Source organism: Pseudobutyrivibrio ruminis CF1b, assembly GCF_000424005.1.
Lineage (GTDB): Bacteria > Bacillota > Clostridia > Lachnospirales > Lachnospiraceae > Pseudobutyrivibrio > Pseudobutyrivibrio ruminis_C.
Window position 1 is genome coordinate 450,845 of sequence record NZ_AUJB01000008.1, and the last position, 19,673, is coordinate 470,517.

Annotated in this window: 16 protein-coding genes; 12 read left to right on the forward strand and 4 right to left on the reverse strand. The window is 40.3% G+C overall.

Going from position 1 to position 19,673, the window contains the following annotated elements:
- Positions 1–18 precede the first annotated feature (18 nt).
- Positions 19–978, forward strand: a complete 960-nt coding sequence (locus tag G592_RS0104320; protein ID WP_028246728.1) for a Gfo/Idh/MocA family protein — start codon at positions 19–21, stop codon at positions 976–978.
- Here G592_RS0104320 and G592_RS0104325 read toward each other — a convergent pair.
- A complete protein-coding gene (locus G592_RS0104325; RefSeq protein ID WP_028246729.1) occupies positions 975–1,874 on the reverse strand; it encodes a TIGR01212 family radical SAM protein in 900 nt (299 codons plus the stop codon). The two genes, G592_RS0104320 and G592_RS0104325, sit on opposite strands and share 4 nt — an antisense overlap.
- 122 nt (positions 1,875–1,996) lie before the next feature.
- On the opposite strand from G592_RS0104325, the gene G592_RS0104330 reads away from it, so the two are divergent.
- On the forward strand, positions 1,997–2,419 hold the full coding sequence (locus G592_RS0104330) for a hypothetical protein (RefSeq protein WP_028246730.1): 423 nt from the start codon (positions 1,997–1,999) through the stop codon (positions 2,417–2,419).
- On the opposite strand, the gene G592_RS15645 is transcribed toward G592_RS0104330, so the two are convergent.
- A complete protein-coding gene (locus tag G592_RS15645) occupies positions 2,411–3,832 on the reverse strand; it encodes an Mbeg1-like protein (RefSeq protein ID WP_051194756.1) in 1,422 nt (473 codons plus the stop codon). The two genes, G592_RS0104330 and G592_RS15645, sit on opposite strands and share 9 nt — an antisense overlap.
- A gap of 16 nt (positions 3,833–3,848) precedes the next feature.
- Complete coding sequence (locus G592_RS0104340; RefSeq protein WP_028246731.1) at positions 3,849–4,505, reverse strand: hypothetical protein; 657 nt, start codon at positions 4,503–4,505, stop codon at positions 3,849–3,851.
- Positions 4,506–4,902: 397 nt separating this feature from the next.
- On the opposite strand from G592_RS0104340, the gene G592_RS0104345 reads away from it, so the two are divergent.
- The 6 genes from G592_RS0104345 (at position 4,903) to gltA (ending at position 12,623) form a co-directional block, all read left to right on the forward strand.
- Positions 4,903–7,026 carry a PTS transporter subunit IIABC gene (locus tag G592_RS0104345; RefSeq protein WP_028246732.1) on the forward strand — a complete coding sequence of 708 codons (2,124 nt, stop codon included), beginning with the start codon at positions 4,903–4,905 and terminating at the stop codon, positions 7,024–7,026.
- A 16-nt stretch (positions 7,027–7,042) separates the two neighbouring features.
- Positions 7,043–7,876, forward strand: a complete 834-nt coding sequence (locus G592_RS0104350; protein WP_028246733.1) for a PRD domain-containing protein — start codon at positions 7,043–7,045, stop codon at positions 7,874–7,876.
- 220 nt (positions 7,877–8,096) lie between these two features.
- The gene (locus G592_RS0104355; protein WP_028246734.1) at positions 8,097–9,233 is read left to right on the forward strand and encodes a CobW family GTP-binding protein; all 1,137 of its coding nucleotides are present in this window, start codon (positions 8,097–8,099) and stop codon (positions 9,231–9,233) included.
- Positions 9,234–9,256: 23 nt separating this feature from the next.
- Positions 9,257–10,213: a GTP-binding protein gene (locus tag G592_RS0104360; RefSeq protein ID WP_028246735.1), complete on the forward strand. Its 957-nt coding sequence runs from the start codon at positions 9,257–9,259 to the stop codon at positions 10,211–10,213.
- A 131-nt stretch (positions 10,214–10,344) separates the two neighbouring features.
- Complete coding sequence (locus G592_RS0104365) at positions 10,345–11,235, forward strand: sulfide/dihydroorotate dehydrogenase-like FAD/NAD-binding protein (RefSeq protein WP_028246736.1); 891 nt, start codon at positions 10,345–10,347, stop codon at positions 11,233–11,235.
- Entirely contained in the window at positions 11,235–12,623 is a 1,389-nt protein-coding gene (gltA, locus tag G592_RS0104370) for an NADPH-dependent glutamate synthase (RefSeq protein ID WP_028246737.1), read from the forward strand. Before G592_RS0104365 ends, gltA begins: the two co-directional genes overlap by 1 nt.
- A 755-nt stretch (positions 12,624–13,378) precedes the next feature.
- Here the strand turns inward: gltA and G592_RS17930 are convergent.
- Entirely contained in the window at positions 13,379–13,510 is a 132-nt protein-coding gene (locus tag G592_RS17930; RefSeq protein ID WP_278244618.1) for a hypothetical protein, read from the reverse strand.
- 204 nt (positions 13,511–13,714) lie between these two features.
- Here G592_RS17930 and G592_RS0104380 point away from each other — a divergent pair, with 204 nt between their 5' ends.
- The 4 genes from G592_RS0104380 to G592_RS0104395 are packed head-to-tail and all read left to right on the forward strand — an operon-like array spanning position 13,715 to position 19,661.
- Positions 13,715–14,275, forward strand: a complete 561-nt coding sequence (locus G592_RS0104380) for a TetR/AcrR family transcriptional regulator (RefSeq protein ID WP_028246738.1) — start codon at positions 13,715–13,717, stop codon at positions 14,273–14,275.
- Positions 14,276–16,735: a glycoside hydrolase family 2 protein gene (locus tag G592_RS0104385; protein WP_028246739.1), complete on the forward strand. Its 2,460-nt coding sequence runs from the start codon at positions 14,276–14,278 to the stop codon at positions 16,733–16,735. It abuts the gene before it with no gap.
- A gap of 24 nt (positions 16,736–16,759) precedes the next feature.
- Positions 16,760–18,226, forward strand: a complete 1,467-nt coding sequence (locus tag G592_RS0104390) for a DUF6937 domain-containing protein (RefSeq protein ID WP_028246740.1) — start codon at positions 16,760–16,762, stop codon at positions 18,224–18,226.
- Between the two features lie 19 nt (positions 18,227–18,245).
- Positions 18,246–19,661 carry a glycoside-pentoside-hexuronide (GPH):cation symporter gene (locus G592_RS0104395; RefSeq protein WP_028246741.1) on the forward strand — a complete coding sequence of 472 codons (1,416 nt, stop codon included), beginning with the start codon at positions 18,246–18,248 and terminating at the stop codon, positions 19,659–19,661.
- Positions 19,662–19,673: the final 12 nt, after the last annotated feature.

Below are 19,673 nucleotides of genomic sequence, written 5' to 3' on the forward strand. Positions count from 1 at the left end.
ATTAAGGAGAATAAACTTATGAAGCTTGGAATAGCAGGAAATGGTGTCATCGTAAAAGAAGTTCTTTCATTTATAGATGAAATAGGATTCGAGGAAATCTACATCTGTGGAAGAAAGCAGAGCGAAGACAAGCTTAACGAACTGGCTAAAGAGTATCATCTAAATGGGGTTTATACAGATTATGATGCGCTTTTGGCATCAGATATTGATGTGGTTTACATAGGTGTTTTAAATGACATGCATGCAGAATATTCAAAACGTGCCATTGAGGCAGGTAAGCATGTAATCTGCGAAAAGCCAATATCTATCACGTTGGAAGAGCTTCAGCAGCTTGATGACCTTGCAAAGAAGAAAAATGTTATGCTTTTTGAGGCTATGAGCATTTATCACCTGCCTGCTTATAAGCAGCTCCAGAAGGATGTTAAGCTGGTTGGAGATTTAAAGCTTTGCAATTTTAATTACAGCCAGATGTCCCGCAGATATATAGCTTTCCATGAAGGTACAGCCACAGCTGCAGTATTTGATAAGAATCATGCTGGTGGCGCACTTAGAGATTTGAATGTTTATAATCTCTCAGCCATGGTAGGATTATTTGGAATGCCAAAGGCAGCAAGCTACAGCCCTAATATGGAAAAGGGTGTTGATACAAGCGGCGTTCTCCTTGCAGATTACGGCAGTTTTAAATGTATCTGTGCAGCTACAAAAGACTGTAACGCACCAGGACCATCTACTATACAGGGCGTTGATGCCACAATTTGTATCTATCCTCATGTAAATGGCATGACAGAATATGATGTTTTGTTTAATGATATGGATACTGATACAAAAGAGGTGGATTTATCTGATGGTAGCCACAGATTGTTCTTTGAATTTGTAGAGTATAAGAGAATCATTGAAGAAAATGATTCCAGCGCACAGCAGAAGCTTATGGAATACAGCAAAGCTGTGGCTGGTATCATAGATATGGTTCAAAATTAAAGTTCAGAAATATATTTATGCATAGTGTTCATTACAAGCTTCTTATTGCCACTCCAAAGCGGGACGATAAGAAGCTTTTTTGGTCCATCCCCAGTGAGACGATGGATAACAGTTTCCTTTGGAAGGAGTTTGAGACATTCTCCCACAAGCTGGCAGTATTCATCCAGCTCATATATATGGAAAGGCTTTTCCTGAAACATTTCAGCCAGCTTTGTTCCTTTTAATACATGTAAAAGTTGAAGCTTTATGCCAAAAAGCGTTGGCTGAAGGCGGGAGAGATACTGTACAGTCTCAAGAATGTCATCATTTGTTTCTCCAGGAAGACCAAGAATCACATGGACCACCACTTTAAGACCAGCATCAGTCAATCTTTTGTAAGCGTCATCAAAAACAGGAAGCTTATAGCCTCTATTAATAAGGAACGCTGTTTCTTCATGTATGGTTTGTAATCCAAGCTCTACCCAGACTTCCTTATCCTTATTTAATTTCTCCAAAAAGCTAATCATTTCATCTGACAGGCAGTCCGGTCTGGTGCCAATGGAAAGACCAACGATTTCCGGATAGGAGAGAACCTCCTTAAAAAGAGCCATAAGGCGCTTCTGGTCACCGTAGGTATTGGTGAAAGACTGGAAGTAAGCTATGTACTTTCTGTCTGACATAGGAATTTTTTCAGGAATCTTGGCATCCACTAACTTTCTTGCAGAAGCAATCTGCATATCCAGTGGCATAAAGCTGGCGGCAAAATCGCCAGAGCCACCCTCAGAGCAGAAGATACATCCACCTGTGCTAATACTACCGTCTCTGTTTGGACAGGTGCAGCCACTTGTAAGTGAAAGTTTGTATACCTTCGTTCCATATTTATCTTTTAAATAATCTGAAAGGCTTAAATAATTCATGACACAATTTTAATTAATAAAAAAGTGATTGACAAGGTGATGAAATTGTTATAATATCATCAAGGTTTTGGAAACGGATTTGGTATTATAACGTTTTTTATTGGTATCGAGGGATAAGAATTATGATTACAGTTCGTACTAGAAGAAAGCTTGGAATGACACAGCAGCAGCTTGGTGGATTTAAGGAAGAAGCATTTATTGTAAGTTTAGGACAGAATTTTATCGATTTTGTTGATAAGTATTCAGAGAACGGTCAGTGTGAAGAGTCACTTCTATATGACAAGATGAATGAATACGTTAAGGCTAAGGATTATAAAAACATCGAGAAGCTTTTTTCTACAATCCAGGTTTTTGGTACATATGATAAAGTTACTCAGTTTACAACAAAGTATAAGACTGTAAAGTCTGCAGTTGGTAATGCATATAATGGCACACTTTTAGAGGGTGGAGCAGATGAGAAGGCTGAGCTTGATAGAATTGTTGCTCATACATGTGGAATGTGTTCAGCTCAGGGAGATGAGTTCCTTGGAAAGCTTTTAGCGTAACCATAAGATAAAAATACAGGTGATAGTTACTAATATCGCCGCGAAGACCAGGAAGGACACAGTTCTCCTGGAAATCATAAAGCTGGAATTGATGATTATGGTGGCATCTTCGGCTCGCAAATCATCGCCACTGTATTTCAAAGGATTAATGTGACGCATTTTTCTGGATACAGATACCAGCAAATCAAATAATTCCATATGTTTTCTTAGAAATTGAATTAGATTGTCTGAGGTATGTCGCATCTTTAAAATAGAAATGACTACTTCAGGCTTTTTTCCTATTATCTCCATTAATAAATCGTAATTAGTCACAAAGTTAATTGCACCAAGCATATTGGTGCTGAAGCCATTCTGCTGTAAGATGTCTCTTACAGAGTCCACCATTTTAGGTTTTTCAACTTTATAGCGCAATGTGTAGGCTATTAATTTGGCCGCACTGTCAGAGTTGTTTTGGTCAGAGAAGGAATATACCAGCTTATCTGTATCGCCGCTTGAGGCGTTAACAATAACGCTGCCAAGCATATTGGCAACCTTTTCCTTAGTTGACATTCTGATAGATCTGATAAAGCTGTTAAGCATTTTATCAAGTGCAGACATTTTTTTATCCTGTCCAGGTGCTTCATGCAAAGACATCTCACCGATGTCATCGTAAAATGCAATGGCATTTGGGCAATGATTTTCTGCAAAGCCAAGTCTTCCATAATTTGTGCCAAGATAAAACTGCTTCTTTCCCACATCATTAAGAAGAATATTTACAAAATCACTTTCAGCGCTGATATTCAGAATCTTACTTTGATTTTTAACTATAAGAGGAGAGTATTTGCGAATGAATTCGTCAGAAAAGCCCTGACCATCAAAAGAAAAGCAATTGTCTACCCTGTCATCCATGATAGTGATAAACTTTGCCTTATTACCGCCCTTGGAATGGCCGGTCACAGTAATGGTATCATATCCATCCAGGTCTAAAGATTTAAACCAGTTTAAAGCATTATCCTGAAATGCCGTTGGGACCTGATAAAGTCCGGAAACATTATCTATCCACTCAGCATCACTTTGGGTACCCTTGAAAGCAACGATGGCTTCGTTGGCAGTAGGGTCGAATAGAAGAGCACTTCGGCCACCGCCTGCGCCCTCACTTTCATAATGCACCTGCATGATAATAATCTTTTTAAGGTGCTCCATAGGCCTGATGGCCCACATAAGTTGCTTATACTCAGCGCCAGTTACACCGGTGCTGTATTCTTTGTCGTTTTCAATCTTTGTGGCATAGTGGAGCACACCGTCCACAAAATCCCCAATAGTTCTTGATTCCTGGCTTATAGACAGGAAGGTTCCCCTTGGTCCTCCAAGATTTTCGCAGTAGAGCAGGCAGTTAATTAAAACGATTTCTTCTATAGATAAGCAACTGTTCATATTAATACCTCACGAATTACAACAATATACTATCTGAAAAAACTCTGTCTCTTGCAGCATCTGCATTTTCGCCTGATAAGATAACCAGATAAACCTGGCCACTAATATTGTTAGCCTGAAGACATGTTTTTATCTTTTCCATAATGGCCTGATAATCTTTGTCTACAAGCTTGGAATCATCAAGAAAGATTTTAAAATCGTTTCCGGCATCTATTTCTCCGGTGAGAACTTTTTCAGGAGATATTTCTTCTCCATACTCCTCACCAAGATATTCCCAAAATGATACTTCTATATTAAGAACTGGAAGGTTAGCGTTGTTAAGGATGCTTAACAGCTTTTCTGTTATTGGCTCACGTATAAGCTGTCCAAAGAAGGCATCTCTTATTTTATAGTAATCACCTGCCTCCTCAGACATGGCAATGAAAGCAGATTCTCTGTCAATCTCCGCAGATTTGAAATACCATTCGGAGTAGGTTCTTGTGGTACCTGACTTCGGTTCACAGCCTGTTATTTCAAAGTGAAAGTTGGGATACTTCTCAATCAGGTATTTTCCAACTGCCCTCATTTCTGTAAGCAGGGCAGCATCGCTTTCTCGTAGATTTCCACTTTCAATTTCTTCTGTGTTAAATGAAATCCCATTTAAAACCTTTTTTTCGGAAGCAGTTAAATCCATACAAACACCTCCATCCCTCTATCACGACAGCATAGCCATTCTACCACGCAATTATGAAGACAGTGTTAAATTAGGTCGCTTGATTATGAGGAGAAAAAGGGCATAATTCCCGGTAATTGATAGACAATTTAATATTTATGAGAACGTATGAGAAAAAAGTTACTTAAACGTTTACGAAAATTACGAAAAAGTATTGACACGAGGTCACATACATGGTAATTTATCATGCGTAGTGTGTAACTTGTAACCAATCAAGGCACGAACTATACATAATAACTTTCTGTATTTATGTGGGTTCGTGTCTTTTTTTATGCCCATTTAACCCATCAACGTGGCTGAAAAAGACAAAACAACTCAGATAGGTACGCAAAATTTTTCATGTATAGGAGATAAAAAAATGAAAGACAAATTATTTGCAGTATTGCAGCGAGTTGGACGCTCATTCATGCTTCCAATCGCAATCCTTCCAGTAGCAGGTTTGCTTCTCGGAATCGGTGGTTCATTCACCAACACAACTATGCTTCAGACTTATGGTCTTGAAACAGTTTTAGGCCCAGGTACAGTAGGAAACGCTATCCTTACTGTTATGAACGAGGCAGGTAACATTGTATTTGCTAACTTACCAATCATCTTTGCTATCGGTGTTGCGATCGGTATGGCAAAGAAGGAGAAGGAAGTAGCAGCTTTAGCAGCAGCTATTGCATTCCTTATCATGCACGCTTCAATCGGCGCTATGATCACAATTCACGGCGGTGCAGAGGCAATGCTTGATGGTGCTACAACATCAGTTTGCGGTATCACTTCATTACAGATGGGTGTATTCGGTGGTATGATCGTAGGTCTTGGTGTAGCAGCTCTTCACAATAAGTATTATAAGATCCAGCTTCCACAGGTATTATCATTCTTCGGTGGTACAAGATTCGTACCTATCGTTTCAGGTTTGGTATACACAGCAGTTGGTATTTTAATGTTCTTCGTATGGCCATTCATCCAGCAGGGTATTGCTGCTGTTGGAGGTCTCGTAATGGAGTCAGGTTATGCAGGAACATGGATTTACGGTATCATGGAAAGACTTCTTATTCCATTTGGTCTTCACCATGTATTCTATCTTCCATTCTGGCAGACTTCACTCGGTGGTACACTCGAGGTTAATGGTCAGCTTATCGAAGGTGCTCAGAACATCTTCTTCGCACAGCTTGGTGCACAGAACACAATTGATCACTTTGCAGTATCAGCTACAAGATTCATGTCTGGTAAGTTCCCATTCATGATCCTTGGTCTTCCAGGTGCAGCTCTTGCTATGTACAGATGCGCACTTCCTGAGAAGAAGAAGGAAGTAGGAGGTCTTCTCCTTTCTGCAGCTCTTACATCTATGCTTACAGGTATCACAGAGCCAATCGAGTTCACATTCTTATTCGTAGCTCCAGCTCTTTACGGTATCCACTGCGTATTCGCAGGTGCATCATACATGCTTATGCACATCTTAGGCGTTGGTGTTGGTATGACATTCTCAGGTGGTCTTATCGACTTAATCCTCTTTGGTGTCCTTCCAGGTAACGCTATGACATCATGGGTATGGGTTCCAGTTGTAGGTCTTGGATATTTCGTAGTTTACTACTTTCTTTTCACATTCCTTATCAAGAAGTTCGACCTTAAGACACCAGGTCGTGACGCTGATGAGGAGGTTAAGCTTTACAGACGTTCAGATTACAATGCAAAGAAGGAGTCTATGAACGACAACACTTCTGAGAAGATCTGCAACGGTCTCGGTGGCAAGGCTAACATCTCTGATGTTGACTGCTGCGCAACAAGACTTCGTTGTACAGTAAAGAAGTCTGAGCTCGTAAATGATGCTATGCTTAAGGCTACAGGTGCTTCAGGTGTAGTTCACAAGGGTAACGGTGTTCAGGTAATCTACGGACCACACGTTACAGTTATCAAGTCAAATCTTGAAGATTATCTTGAGACAGCTCCAAATGTTGAGTATAATGGAGCAAATGATGCTGTTGCTGAGGAAGCAAAGGCAGTAGAGTCAGCTGAGCCAACAGGTAAGGTTGTAAAGACAGTTATTCTTGGTAGCCCACTTACAGGTGTTGCTGCTGATTTAGCAGAGACTCCAGATGATGTTTTTGCTCAGAAGATGATGGGTGATGGTGCCGTTGTTACTCCTAAGGAGGGCAAGGTTGTAGCACCAGCTGATGGTACAGTTGTATTCGTATTTGATACAAAGCACGCTATCGGATTCAAGACAGATGATGATGTGGCTATGCTTCTTCACTTTGGTATTGACACAGTTAAGCTTAAGGGTGAAGGTTTCAACGTTCACGTAACAAATGGACAGAAGGTAAAGAAGGGTGATGTACTTATGGAAGCTGACTTAGATTACATCTCTAAGAACGCTCCTTCAATTGCTACACCAGTTCTTTGCACAGAGCTTAAGGGTAATCAGAAGCTTCGTCGCATCGCAAATGGCGATGTTAACGCAGGTGATGACTTACTTGCAGTAGATTTTTACGAGTAATCATTAAGGAGAAAAAATGTACAGAGTCGAGAAGGTCCTCAATCACAATGCGCTGATAGGTATCTTGGATAACACAACACAGGAGTATCTTATTCTCGGTAAGGGAATAGGGTTTGGAAAACATATCAGTGAGATTATTGAGACTACTGACGAGCATAAGATTTATTCTCTTAAGGAGTCTACAGAGAGAGGCGATAAAAAAGAGTTAGCAACCAGTATCGATCCTGTATATCTTGAAATTGCAAACGAGATTTTAGATGGCGCCGAGGAAGCATTTAAAACAATTGATCGTGATGTTTTGCTTCCTTTGGCAGACCATATCGAGTATGCAGTTAAAAGAAGTAAGAACAATGAGCAGCTAAAAAACCCCCTTACAGACGATATCAGAGTTCTTTTTCATTCCGAATTTAAAGTAGCAGAAGCAGCAAGGGAGATTTTGTCGAATCGTCTTGATGTCAATCTTACAGACGACGAGATTGGATATATTGCACTTCATGTGCATTCATCTATTATGGATCAGGCAGTATCTCAGGCTATGCAAATGGCCGACGCTGTGAGACAGTGCGTGAGCATGGTAGAGAAAGAAACAGGAAAGAAGATAGATACTCAGTCATTGTCATATAACAGGTTGCTCAATCATATTCGTTATATGATTGCACGTACTTTAAAGGGAGAGGTAATAAAGCTTGATATGAACGACTACATCAATGCCTCTGCCGCAAATTCATTTCAGGCAGCCACAAAGATTTGCAAGGAGCTTTCAAAGAGCTTAGGTCGTGATATCCATGATGCAGAGATTGGATATTTGGCTATGCATATCGAAAGAGTTGCATTAGACGAAATGAATTAATAATGTTTTTTTAAATCCCTAAAAACAGTTCACATTAAATAATCCCGATTTTTTTATAATCGAAACTTTATATAGCCAGCTTATTGAAAAATAAGCTGGTTTTTTGTTGAGATTTTTTCCCGATAGCAGATGGGGGAAGTGTAGAAGTTTTAACAATTTTGTGATAATATATATGTTTGTTGTATAGAATAAAATTTTGTCAAAAAGGAAGGTTATTATCATGACAAAGATTGATATAATTTCAGGTTTCCTGGGTGCAGGAAAGACTACTTACATTAAAAAGATGCTTGAAGAAGCTTATAAAGGTGAGAAAGTAGTTCTTATTGAGAACGAGTTCGGCGAGGTTGGTATCGACGGCGGTTTCTTAAAGGATGCTGGTATCACTATTTCAGAGATGAACTCTGGTTGTATCTGCTGTTCACTTGTTGGAGATTTCGATAAGAATCTTCACGAAGTTCTCGAGAAGTTCAGCCCAGATCGTATTCTTATTGAGCCATCTGGTGTTGGTAAGCTTTCAGATGTTATGACATCTGTTATTAAGCTTGAGGAGACAGCTGATGTTAAGCTTTGCGGCCTCGTTACAGTAGTAAATGCACTTAAGGCTTCTAAGCAGATGAAGGCCTTTGGTGAGTTCTTCAACAATCAGATTGAATTTGCTACTACAATCGTTCTTTCACGTTCACAGACAGCTACAGAGGATCAGCTTGAGTTCTGCGTTAAGCAGATTCAGAAGCTCAATCCAAAGGCTGCTATCATTACAACTCCATGGGAAGAAATCACAGGAGAGAAGCTTCTTTCAGTTATGGAAGGACAGGATAATCTTGCAGCTGAGATGAAGCACCTTGCTGAGGAAGCTCACGAGGAACATGAGCACGAGCATCATCACCACGATCATGATGAGCATGACCACGAGCATGAGCATCACCATCACGATCATGATGATCATGACCACGAGCATGAGCATCATCATCACGACCATGATGAGCATGACCACGAGCATGAACATCATCACGAGCATGGCGAGAACTGCACATGTGGTTGCCATGACCATGATCATGAGCATCATCACCATCATGCAGATGAAGTATTTAATACTTGGGGCAAGGAAACACCTCATAAGTTCGAGAAGGCTACTATCGAGAAGGCTATGAAGGCATTTGCTAACACTACTGACTACGGCACAGTTATCCGTTCAAAGGGTATGGTTGAGTCTGTAGAGGGCGGCTGGATTTACTTCGACTTCGTAGACGGAGAGTACGAGCTTAGAAGCGGTGAGCCAGATTACACAGGACGTCTTGTTGTAATTGGTGCAGATATTGATGAGCACAAGATCGAAGAACTTTTCGGTTTAGAGTAATACATTTTTAGATAGAGGTTAGAATGGCTAGAGATATACCAGTTTATGTCTTTACTGGATTTATGGATAGTGGAAAAACTACTCTTATTCAGGAGACATTGTTTGAAAATGACTTCGCTCAGGGCGGAGAAGATAAGATCCTCATTCTTTCTTGTGAGGATGGAGATGTAGAATACGACATCGAGAAGCTTAAGACTATCAATGCAAAGGTTGCTACTATCGATTCTGAAGAGGAGTTCAACCTTGAAAATCTTACACGCATCTCAAAGGAATATGACCCTGATGTTATTTTCCTTGAGTACAATGGTACATGGGGTGTTGATAAGATTTATGATGAGCCACTTCCAGAGGGATGGGTTCCAGCACAGAGTCTTGCTACAGTAGATGCTACTACATTTGAGAACTACCTTAACAACATGCGTACCATGATGATGGAGCAGCTTTTCAAGGCAGAGGTAGTTATCTTTAATCGTTGTACAGATGCTACACCAAAGACAAAGTTCAGAGGACAGATTAAGTCTATGAATCGTCCAGCTCAGATTGTTTATGAGCGTGCAGATGGTACAATCGATGATTCTCCAGAGGAGCTTCCATTTGATATCGATGCAGATGTTATCGAAATCACAGATGCTGATTATGCACTCTGGTTTATGGATTGTATGGAGACACCAAAGAAGTACGATGGTAAGACTGTTCACTTCAGAGGTCTTGTTTATAATCCGAATGATAAGAAGCTTCGCAGGGATGTATTTATTCCAGGTCGTTTTGCTATGACTTGCTGTGTTGAGGATATTCAGTTCCTTGGCATGAAGTGTAAGTGGGACAATGCAACATCTCTTGGCCATAGAAGCTGGATTGATATCACAGCTACTATTAAGGTTGAGTTTGCAAAAGAGTATAAGGGTAAGGGTCCGGTTCTCTATCCTGTATCTATTGAGCCAGCTGAGAAGCCAGAAGATGAGCTTGTATATTTTAGTTAAAGATATTTTAAGTTACTATTCACAGTAAAGTATTGTGAATAGTAACTTTTTTATGCGCTTTAACACTTTACAAAACTAAAGAAATGAGATAAATTATTAGAAATTGGTTAAAAAGGGAAGGAGTCTTGTTTATGTATCCAATCGTAAAGAAGGAAAAGCTTTCTGATAAGATTTTCCTTATGGTGGTTAAGGCACCACGTGTTGCTGACGGTTGCTTACCAGGTCAGTTTATTATCGTAAAGATTGATGAGGAGGGTGAGCGTATTCCTCTCACTATTTGCGACTATGATAGAGCAGAGGGAACAATTACTATTGTATTCCAGATTGTAGGCGCTTCTACAGAGCGTATGGCACTTCTTAATGAAGGAGATGCATTCGCTGATTTCGTAGGTCCTTTAGGACAGCCTTCAGAGCTTTGTCTTGAAGAAGATTTAGAAGAGACTAAAAAGAAGAGCATAGTCTTCATCGCAGGTGGTGTTGGTACAGCTCCAGTATATCCACAGGTTAAGTGGCTTAAGGAGCACGGTGTTAAGACTACAGTTATTATTGGTGCACGTTCAAAGGATATCCTTTTCTATGAGGACGAGATGCGCGAAGTAGCTGATGAGCTTTACCTTGCAACAGATGATGGTAGCTATGGTTTCCACGGAAATGGTTGCCAGCAGCTTCAGGCACTTGTTGACGCAGGAAAGAAGTACGATCACTGCGTAGCAATCGGTCCTATGATTATGATGAAATTTGTATGTCTCCTTACAAAGGAGCTTGGCATTCCTACAGTTGTTTCTATGAACCCAATCATGGTTGATGGAACAGGTATGTGTGGAGCTTGCCGTCTTGTAGTAGGTGATGAGGTTAAGTTTGCTTGCGTTGATGGACCAGAGTTTGATGGTCACCTTGTAGACTTTGATCAGGCTATGGCTAGAGCAAAGCAGTACAAGACAGAAGAAGGCAGAGCACTTCTTAAGCAGCAGGAAGGTGACACACATCACGGCGGATGTGGACATTGTGGAGGTGACAAGTAATGGGAGACGTTTTAGTTAGAGTACCTATTTCAGAGCAGGACCCAAAGGTTCGTGCTACAAACTTTGAAGAGGTTTGTCTTGGATATACAGAGGAAGAGGCAGTAGAAGAGGCAGGTCGTTGCCTTAACTGTAAGAAGCCTATGTGTGTAGGCGGCTGCCCAGTTTCTATCAATATTCCTGCATTTATCGAGCAGGTTAAGGAGCGCAACTTTGAGAAGGCTTATGAAATCATTTCTGAGTCATCAGCTCTTCCAGCAGTTTGTGGTCGTGTTTGCCCACAGGAGTCACAGTGCGAAGGCAAGTGTATCCGTGGTATCAAGGGTGAGGCAGTAGCTATCGGAAAGCTTGAGCGTTTCGTTGCTGACTGGGCTCGCGAGAATGGAATTAAGCCAAAGAATACATCTACTCCAAACGGACACAAGGTAGCAGTTATCGGTTCAGGCCCTTCAGGTCTTACTGCAGCTGGCGATCTTGCAAAGCTTGGTTATGATGTTACTGTATTTGAAGCCCTTCACGAGATGGGCGGTGTACTTGTTTATGGTATTCCAGAGTTCCGTCTTCCAAAGGACAAGGTAGTAAAGGCAGAAGTTGAGAACGTAAAGGCGCTCGGCGTTAAGTTTGAGAAGAACGTAATCATCGGTCGTTCAATCACAATCGATGAGCTTATGGAAAAAGAAGGCTACGAGGCTGTATTCATCGGTTCAGGTGCTGGTCTTCCAATGTTCATGCACATTCCTGGTGAGCAGGCTAACGGTGTATTCTCAGCAAATGAGTACCTTACACGTAACAACCTTATGAAGGCTTTCAAGGAAGGTTATGACACACCAATCGCTCGCGGCAAGAAGGTCGTAGTAGTAGGTGGTGGTAACGTAGCTATGGATGCTGCACGTACAGCACTTCGTCTTGGAGCAGAGGTACATGTTGTATACCGTCGTTCTGAGGCAGAGCTTCCTGCAAGAGCGGAGGAAGTTCATCACGCTAAAGAAGAGGGCGTTATCTTTGACCTTCTTCAGAATCCAGTTGAGATCCTCGTTAACGAGGAAGGCTCAGTTCGTGGATGTAAGGTTATCAAGATGGAACTTGGCGAGCCAGATGCTTCAGGCCGTCGTCGTCCAGTAGAGATTCCAGGTAGCGAGTATGAAATCGAGTGCGATACAGTTATCATGTCACTTGGTACATCTCCAAACCCACTTATCTCTAGCACAACATCTGGTCTTGATACAAACAAGAAGGGTTGCCTTATCGCTACAGAGCAGGGCGCTACAACAAAGGATGCTGTATTCGCAGGTGGTGATGCCGTTACAGGTGCAGCTACAGTTATCCTCGCTATGGGCGCAGGTAAGACAGCAGCCGCAGCAATCGACGAGTACTTCAAGTCTAAGAACTAGACTAATATCAACTATATGGCGGTCTCTGGGAATCCCAGAGGCCGTTTTTTTATGCAATTTAGTCAGCTTGCCCCAGCCCCTAGATTTTTATGGTGGCCCGCTATGGCCCTGGTGTGTCCGTCTCCCTCACCTTCCACTATCGCTCTCACAGAATTATGATTTTCTAAATACTACGTGTCGCTTTCTTAATTGGTAAGTGTCTTTTCAATTCTTTGCACTTCTGTCAAGAATGTGTGCTTAACACAGACATGAATTTTATTTTATTTAATATTCTCCAAAATTTTTGTTGAAGGTTGCTGGACATTTGGAATGAGCTTAGTAGAACTTAAAGAGATATTTGAATTGTAAGGGCAGCTGCCGCTAGGACGGCGGCAGCAGTGGTCACCTGAAACAGGACGTTGAATGTGCCACGGTGCCCTTACAACCAAATATCCCTTTTTTAGTTCTACTTAGCAAATGGAACATGAAAGCAACCTCAACAAATAACTTTGGAGAATATTTATAGATACCTAACATGTCTGTGGAAAGCACAACATTCTCTTCGAAGTGCAAAACCAGTGAAAAGACACTTACAAAAGCTCCACTTGTAGTATTAAAAAAATCTATAATTCTGCTCAAATGCTTTAGTGGAAGGTGGGGGAGACGGACACCCCAGGGCCACAGCGGGCCAGTGAAGGTAGTGTGGGGCTGAGGCAGGGCTGAAATTTGGGCACAAAAAACGGCCACCATAAATGGTGACCGACATATATTAAATATTAGTCTTCGTACTGACCAAAAGCATACTTGAAGAATGATACTGGCTCCTTGCCTGCGTTCTTCTGAACTCTGCAATACTTCTCATAATCTGAATAAATTGTGTACATCTGGAATGATACTTCTTCGAACATTCTTATTTCCTCCTAAAAAATCTCTCTGTTTCTTGTTTACATGGCACATGATAAACCCCTGGTTGTACTTTGTCAACAAAAATATTGTAAAAGAATTGTGAAAAATGGACAAACCTATTTCTATTGAGTTAGTTTCCATGTCTGTGGTATTATTTATGTAAGGAAACTCGATATACAAATTATAGTTTTTGGGAGTAAAAACGTATGAATGAAAGAATTTTAGAGGGTGCGTTAAACGTATTCAAGGAAAAAGGTCCTAAGTTCACAATGGACGATCTTGCATCTGAAATGAAGATGAGCAAGAAAACTATCTACACAGTTTTCAACGATAAGAATGAATTAATGTGTGAGATGGTAGATTACGCCTTCAACATTATTAAGGAGGAAGAGGATAAGGTTTACAAAAATGACAAGCTTTCTACTGTAGAGAAGCTTAGAGGTATTCTTGTTGTACTTCCAGAGAATAGCTATGGATTTGATTATGCAGCCATGCAGCAAATGGCTGAAAAGTATCCTATGGCTCATGAGAAACTTAATAATCGTCTCGAGAGTGGATGGGAGAAGACTTTCGACCTCCTTAATAAGGGGATGGAAGAAGGCAAGATTAGAAAGATTAATCTTGAAATTTTTAAGCTTATTTATGGTTCCAGCGTAGAGCGTTTATTAATGGGTGATTTCCTTAAGGAAAGCAAAATGGATTATCCAACTGCTTTAAAGGAAGTCGTTGATGTACTTATTGATGGAATTCTTATAAAGGAAAAGTAAATGGCACAAAGAATTTATTTAGATAGAAAATGGCGATTTAACGAAAACTTTTCTGAGGATATGATTAATGAGCCAATGGAAAGCAGCACATTAGTCAACATTCCCCACACTGTTAAAGTGACTCCACTTTCATATTTTGATGAGAACATCTACCAGATGGTGAGTGGATATCAGAAGAGTATTTTCGCTCCTACTCAGTGGGAAAATCAGTTTGTTTCACTTGTTTTTGAAGGCGTAGGCCATGCTTGTGATGTTTATGTGAATGGAAAGCATTTGAAACATCACGAATGTGGATATACTGCTTTTTCTGTAGATATCACAAAGGTGCTGAAGCTTGGCGAGGAAAACCTAATCACTGTTAAAGTTGATTCCAGAGAGACACTTAATCAGCCTCCATTTGGTTATGTTATCGATTACATGACATATGGTGGTATTTACAGAGATGTATATTTCGAGGTTAGAGAAAAGGTTCATTTCAAAGACCTGATAGTTCAGCCATCATTACTGGAGAGAGTTTCTACTAATAAGAGATCTCCTAAGCAGATAAAGATGATGAATGTTCAGGGAATTGTTAAGACTGAGTGCTTCTTCAGAAAGAACGTATATAAGCTGGCAAGCCAGGAGAGATTATTCATCAGACAGTATTTGGACGAAGATTTATTATTCTCTCAGCCTGTAGGTGGTCTGGAGGAGAAAGACGGTGGATATTACCTCAGCCTTACAAGTGCACCTTCTACTGTAAAGCTTTGGGATATCGAAAGCCCTAGTCTTTATACTCTTAAGACACAGCTTATTCTTGATGATAAGGTAGTGGATGAGGTTAAAGAGACTATAGGCTTTAGAAGCTCAGAGTTTAGAAAGAATGGATATTACCTTAATGGTAGAAAGGTAAAGCTCAGAGGATTAAACAGACATCAGTCATATCCATATGTTGGTTATGCTATGCCAGAATCCATGCAGCGACTTGATGCAAAGATTCTCAAAGAGGAACTTGCATTAAATGCAGTAAGAACATCTCATTATCCTCAGTCACATTACTTCATTGATGAGTGCGACAGATTAGGACTTTTAGTATTTACAGAGATTCCTGGCTGGCAGCACATCGGTGGTAAGGAATGGCAGAATATTGCAGTAGAGAATACAAAGGATATGGTTCGTCAGTATAGAAATCATCCTTCCATTATTCTCTGGGGTGTTCGTATAAACGAATCACCAGATTGCGATGAGTTCTATGAAAGAACAAACGCAGCTGCCCACGAGCTTGATCCTTCAAGACCAACAGGTGGTGTAAGATGCATAGCAAAGAGTAATCTTCTCGAAGATGTATACACATACAATGATTTCTCATTCTCAGGAAAAAATAAGGGATGTGCTAAAAAGAGCGACATTACTTCTAATGAAGAAAAGCCTTATTTAATCAGTGAGTACAATGGTCATATGTTCCCAACAAAGCCATTTGACTGGGAGGAGCACAGGCAGGAGCATGCAATCAGACACGCAACAGTTGTTGATGCGGTGGCAGGAGAGGCTGATATCGCTGGCGCATTTGGCTGGTGTATGTTTGACTACAATACTCACAAGGATTTCGGTTCGGGAGATAGAATCTGTTATCACGGTGTAATGGATATGTTCAGAAATCCAAAGCTTGCAGCTTCTGTTTATGCAGCTTTCTCTGACACAGAGACAGTTTTGGATGTTACTACAAGCTTTGATATCGGAGAGCATCCAGCATGTAATCGTGGTAAATCTTACATTATTAGCAATGCTGATTCTGTGAGAATGTATAAGAATGATGTGCTTATTAAGGAATATGTTCCAGAGGATAGCAAATTCCAGAACATAAAGCATGGACCTATTTTGATAGATGATTTCGTAGGTGATGCTATTGAGCAGGACGGCGAATTCACAAAGGGTCAGGCTAAGCTTATTAAGAAAATCCTTAATGAGGTTACATTAAAAGGATTCAGACCTACACCAACACTTGCATGGAACGCATTCAGACTTGTTGCTTTCCATGGCGTGAGTCCTAAAAAGGCAGTGCCAATCTACAATAAGTTTATTGGTGACTGGGGTGGAGAATCCCGCGAGTATAAGTTTGAAGCTATTAAGGACGGAGAGGTTGTTAAGACTGTTAAGAAGGCGGCAGTTACTCAGGCTAAGATTGAGGCAAAGGCCAGCCATACACTTTTAACAGAGCTTCACACTTATGATGTGGCGAATATTCGAATTAAAATAGTAGATCAGAACGATAATCAATTGTTCTATTTTGCTCAGCCGCTGAGTTATGAAATTGAGGGTCCATTTGAGATACTTGGACCTAGTGTGGTTTCGCCAATGGGTGGCTGCACGGGAGTATATATTAAATCTATTGGTGAAGATGGCGATGGAAAGCTCACTATCAAATGTGACGGCCTAGAGCCAGTTACCATTGGATTGTCGGTGGAATGTTTAACTAAGTAATTAAGAGGGGTAAAGGTATAAGTAATGCAAGATAAGAGTAAAGTTATTTTTGGAAATGTTATTGCAGACAAAGATTACAACAAGGCGTGTAAATCTAAGAAAAAGTATGCCAAGAAATTTGGTGACGATTCTAATGTTGATTACAACATTGTTATCGAAAAGAATGCTCACATTGGCGATGCTCTTGGGGTTTATGACGTTCTTTTAAAGGATGGTCAGTCTAAGGAGCAGTTCGATACAGAAAAGGGTATTATTGTTGGAAATATCAGAATGGGATTCGGTCATTACCGTATTTCAATGGCTATGGCTTCAGCTGCAAAGGCTCTTGGCTATACTCCATACTGGATGGATTTAAATGGCTATCCACAGACTACATGTACAAAGGTTATCAGCCACCAGAACGATTTGTATTCAAAGGGCTCACGTATGTCAAAGAACAAGCTCTTCAACAAATTTATCTGGGAGCCAGCTAACTATGAGTGGTTCAGAAAGCTTTCTTATAATTCTTCAGATCAGAAGAACGCTGAGCTTATGGCACCTGTATATAAGAATGTACCAAAAGAGATTCCTGTTGTTGGAACTCACGTATGGCCGGCACAGGCAGCTATTCATGCTGGTATGAAGTACGTTGTAAATGCTATTCCAGATAACTGGCCAATGGCTCTTCATTTTGCAGAGGGCAGCGTTCACACAATCCAGTGCAAGAATGCTTACATGGGATACCGTATCTGTAATGGTATGGCACCAAATAATGCAGTATGTAATCCAATGCCAAATGATGATTTGGTTTACACAGGTCACTACATTGACCATGAGCTTGTTAGCAATATCGAGGCTGACTGCGATGCAAGAATGACCAGAAAGCATGATGGAAAGGCTATGCGTTTCCTTCTTACAATCGGTGGTGCTGGTGCTCAGAAGGAGATTTTCGCAGCTATCATAAAGTACCTCCTTCCAGCAATCAAGGAAAACAAGGCTATGCTTTATGTAAACGTTGGTGATTACAAGAATGTATGGGATGACCTTATGGCTGAGATTCCAGAGATGAAGGCTGTAGCTACTGAGCATTTCAATGAGTTTGAGGCTACATCAAAGTTTGCAGAGGATGCTATTACAGGTGATGTTTCAGGTATCCACGGCTTCTACCACGAGAACATTTTCGAGGCAGTTTATGTTACAAATCTTCTTATGAGAAGCTGCGATGTTCTCGTTACAAAGCCATCAGAGCTTGCTTTCTATCCAATTCCCAAGCTCTTTATTAAGAGAGTAGGAAAGCATGAGATGTGGGGCGCTATTCATTCAGCGGAAATGGGAGATGGTACATTAGAGTGCAGAGACATTCCTCATACTATTCAGATGATTGATATGTTTATGAAGGATGACAAGCTTCTGACAGATATGTGCGAGAGCATTAAGGTTAATAAGACAATCGGTCTCTACGATGGAGCTTACAAGGTAGTTGAGCTTGCTATGGGACTTAAGAATAAGTAATAAGGGAAGGGTAATTAAAATGGAAACACGAAAAAAATTAACAGGTACTGAGAAATTTGCCTATGGATTGGGAGCTGTAGGTAAGGATATGGTGTATATGCTTTCAGCATCATACATTTCAATATACTTTTTGGATGTAATGGGAATATCTGCGGTAGCTATAGGTATTCTTCTTATGGTTGCAAGAGTATTTGATGCTTTTAACGACCCATTAATGGGTGTTTTGGTTGCTAAGACAAAGTCACGTTGGGGTAAGTTCAGACCTTGGCTGATGATTGGAACCGTAACTAATGCTATTGTTCTTTATATGATGTTTAGCATTCCACCTTCACTTGATGGTGCTGGGCTTGTTGCATATGCATCTGTCACTTATATCCTTTGGGGCGTTACATATACAATGATGGATATTCCATATTGGTCAATGGTTCCTGCTTTTACAGAGTCAGGTAAGGAAAGAGAAGGCCTTTCTGCATTTGCTCGTTCATGTGCAGGCGTTGGTTCGGCACTGGTTTCTATTATTACTGTTATGAGTGTTGGTGCTCTTGGCAAGATGTGCGGAGGCAACACAGATAACGAAATCAACAGACTTGGATATAGCAAATTTGCACTTATTATTGCGTTAATATTTGTTGTATTTATTTCAATTACATGTCTTTTCATTAAAGAAAAATCTACAGTAGATATGAAGTCAGCCTCTATCAAAGACATGTTTAAGGCTCTTATTCAGAATGATCAGGCTATGACAGTTGTTATTGCCATTGTTATGATTAACACTGCACTTTATTTTACTCAGCAGTTGGTATACTTTTTCTTAAAGTATGATTTTAGCCCTGCTACATATCGTGATGATTTTACTCTTTTTAATACTGTAGGTGGCGGTTGCCAGATATTAGCAATGATGCTTTTATTCCCAATACTTAGAAAGTTTATGGATACAGTAAAAATATTCTATACATGCTTTGGAATGGCTGTTTTCGGATATATTTTGATTATTATCATTGCACTTTCAGGAACAGGAAAAATTACGTGGCTTCTTATTCCTGCAGCTCTTATTATGGCTGCAGTAGGCGTTCTCAATGTAATCATTACAGTATTCCTTGCAAATACAGTAGATTATGGCGAGTGGAAAAATTACAGAAGAGATGAATCAGTTATTTTTTCTATGCAAACCTTTGTAGTTAAGCTTGCATCTGGTATTTCAGGCTTCATGTCATCAATGGTGCTTGCTATATTTAGTATTAATCCTGATAAAGAGGCAAAAGTAGTTAAGGCTATTTCTGATTCACAGAGATTTGGTCTTCGATTTACAATGACACTTATTCCGATTGCTGTTCTTGCGATTGGCGCTATTGTATTCAAGAAGCGTTATATTCTTTTTGATACAAAGATGGATGAAATTACTGATGAAATTGAAGGCAGAAAAGCTATTTCATAAGATAGGAGAATA

What these genes read in the sequence shown, in the direction of transcription:
- G592_RS0104365 (WP_028246736.1), top strand. Translation starts at nt 10,345, where the DNA reads ATGTATCCAATCGTAAAGAAGGAAAAGCTTTCTGATAAGATTTTCCTT.
- G592_RS0104325 (WP_028246729.1), bottom strand. Translation starts at nt 1,874, where the DNA reads ATGAATTATTTAAGCCTTTCAGATTATTTAAAAGATAAATATGGAACG.
- G592_RS0104350 (WP_028246733.1), top strand. Translation starts at nt 7,043, where the DNA reads ATGTACAGAGTCGAGAAGGTCCTCAATCACAATGCGCTGATAGGTATC.
- G592_RS0104345 (WP_028246732.1), top strand. Translation starts at nt 4,903, where the DNA reads ATGAAAGACAAATTATTTGCAGTATTGCAGCGAGTTGGACGCTCATTC.
- G592_RS0104360 (WP_028246735.1), top strand. Translation starts at nt 9,257, where the DNA reads ATGGCTAGAGATATACCAGTTTATGTCTTTACTGGATTTATGGATAGT.
- G592_RS0104390 (WP_028246740.1), top strand. Translation starts at nt 16,760, where the DNA reads ATGCAAGATAAGAGTAAAGTTATTTTTGGAAATGTTATTGCAGACAAA.
- G592_RS0104320 (WP_028246728.1), top strand. Translation starts at nt 19, where the DNA reads ATGAAGCTTGGAATAGCAGGAAATGGTGTCATCGTAAAAGAAGTTCTT.
- G592_RS0104340 (WP_028246731.1), bottom strand. Translation starts at nt 4,505, where the DNA reads ATGGATTTAACTGCTTCCGAAAAAAAGGTTTTAAATGGGATTTCATTT.
- gltA (WP_028246737.1), top strand. Translation starts at nt 11,235, where the DNA reads ATGGGAGACGTTTTAGTTAGAGTACCTATTTCAGAGCAGGACCCAAAG.
- G592_RS0104355 (WP_028246734.1), top strand. Translation starts at nt 8,097, where the DNA reads ATGACAAAGATTGATATAATTTCAGGTTTCCTGGGTGCAGGAAAGACT.
- G592_RS15645 (WP_051194756.1), bottom strand. Translation starts at nt 3,832, where the DNA reads ATGAACAGTTGCTTATCTATAGAAGAAATCGTTTTAATTAACTGCCTG.
- G592_RS0104380 (WP_028246738.1), top strand. Translation starts at nt 13,715, where the DNA reads ATGAATGAAAGAATTTTAGAGGGTGCGTTAAACGTATTCAAGGAAAAA.
- G592_RS17930 (WP_278244618.1), bottom strand. Translation starts at nt 13,510, where the DNA reads ATGTTCGAAGAAGTATCATTCCAGATGTACACAATTTATTCAGATTAT.
- G592_RS0104395 (WP_028246741.1), top strand. Translation starts at nt 18,246, where the DNA reads ATGGAAACACGAAAAAAATTAACAGGTACTGAGAAATTTGCCTATGGA.
- G592_RS0104385 (WP_028246739.1), top strand. Translation starts at nt 14,276, where the DNA reads ATGGCACAAAGAATTTATTTAGATAGAAAATGGCGATTTAACGAAAAC.
- G592_RS0104330 (WP_028246730.1), top strand. Translation starts at nt 1,997, where the DNA reads ATGATTACAGTTCGTACTAGAAGAAAGCTTGGAATGACACAGCAGCAG.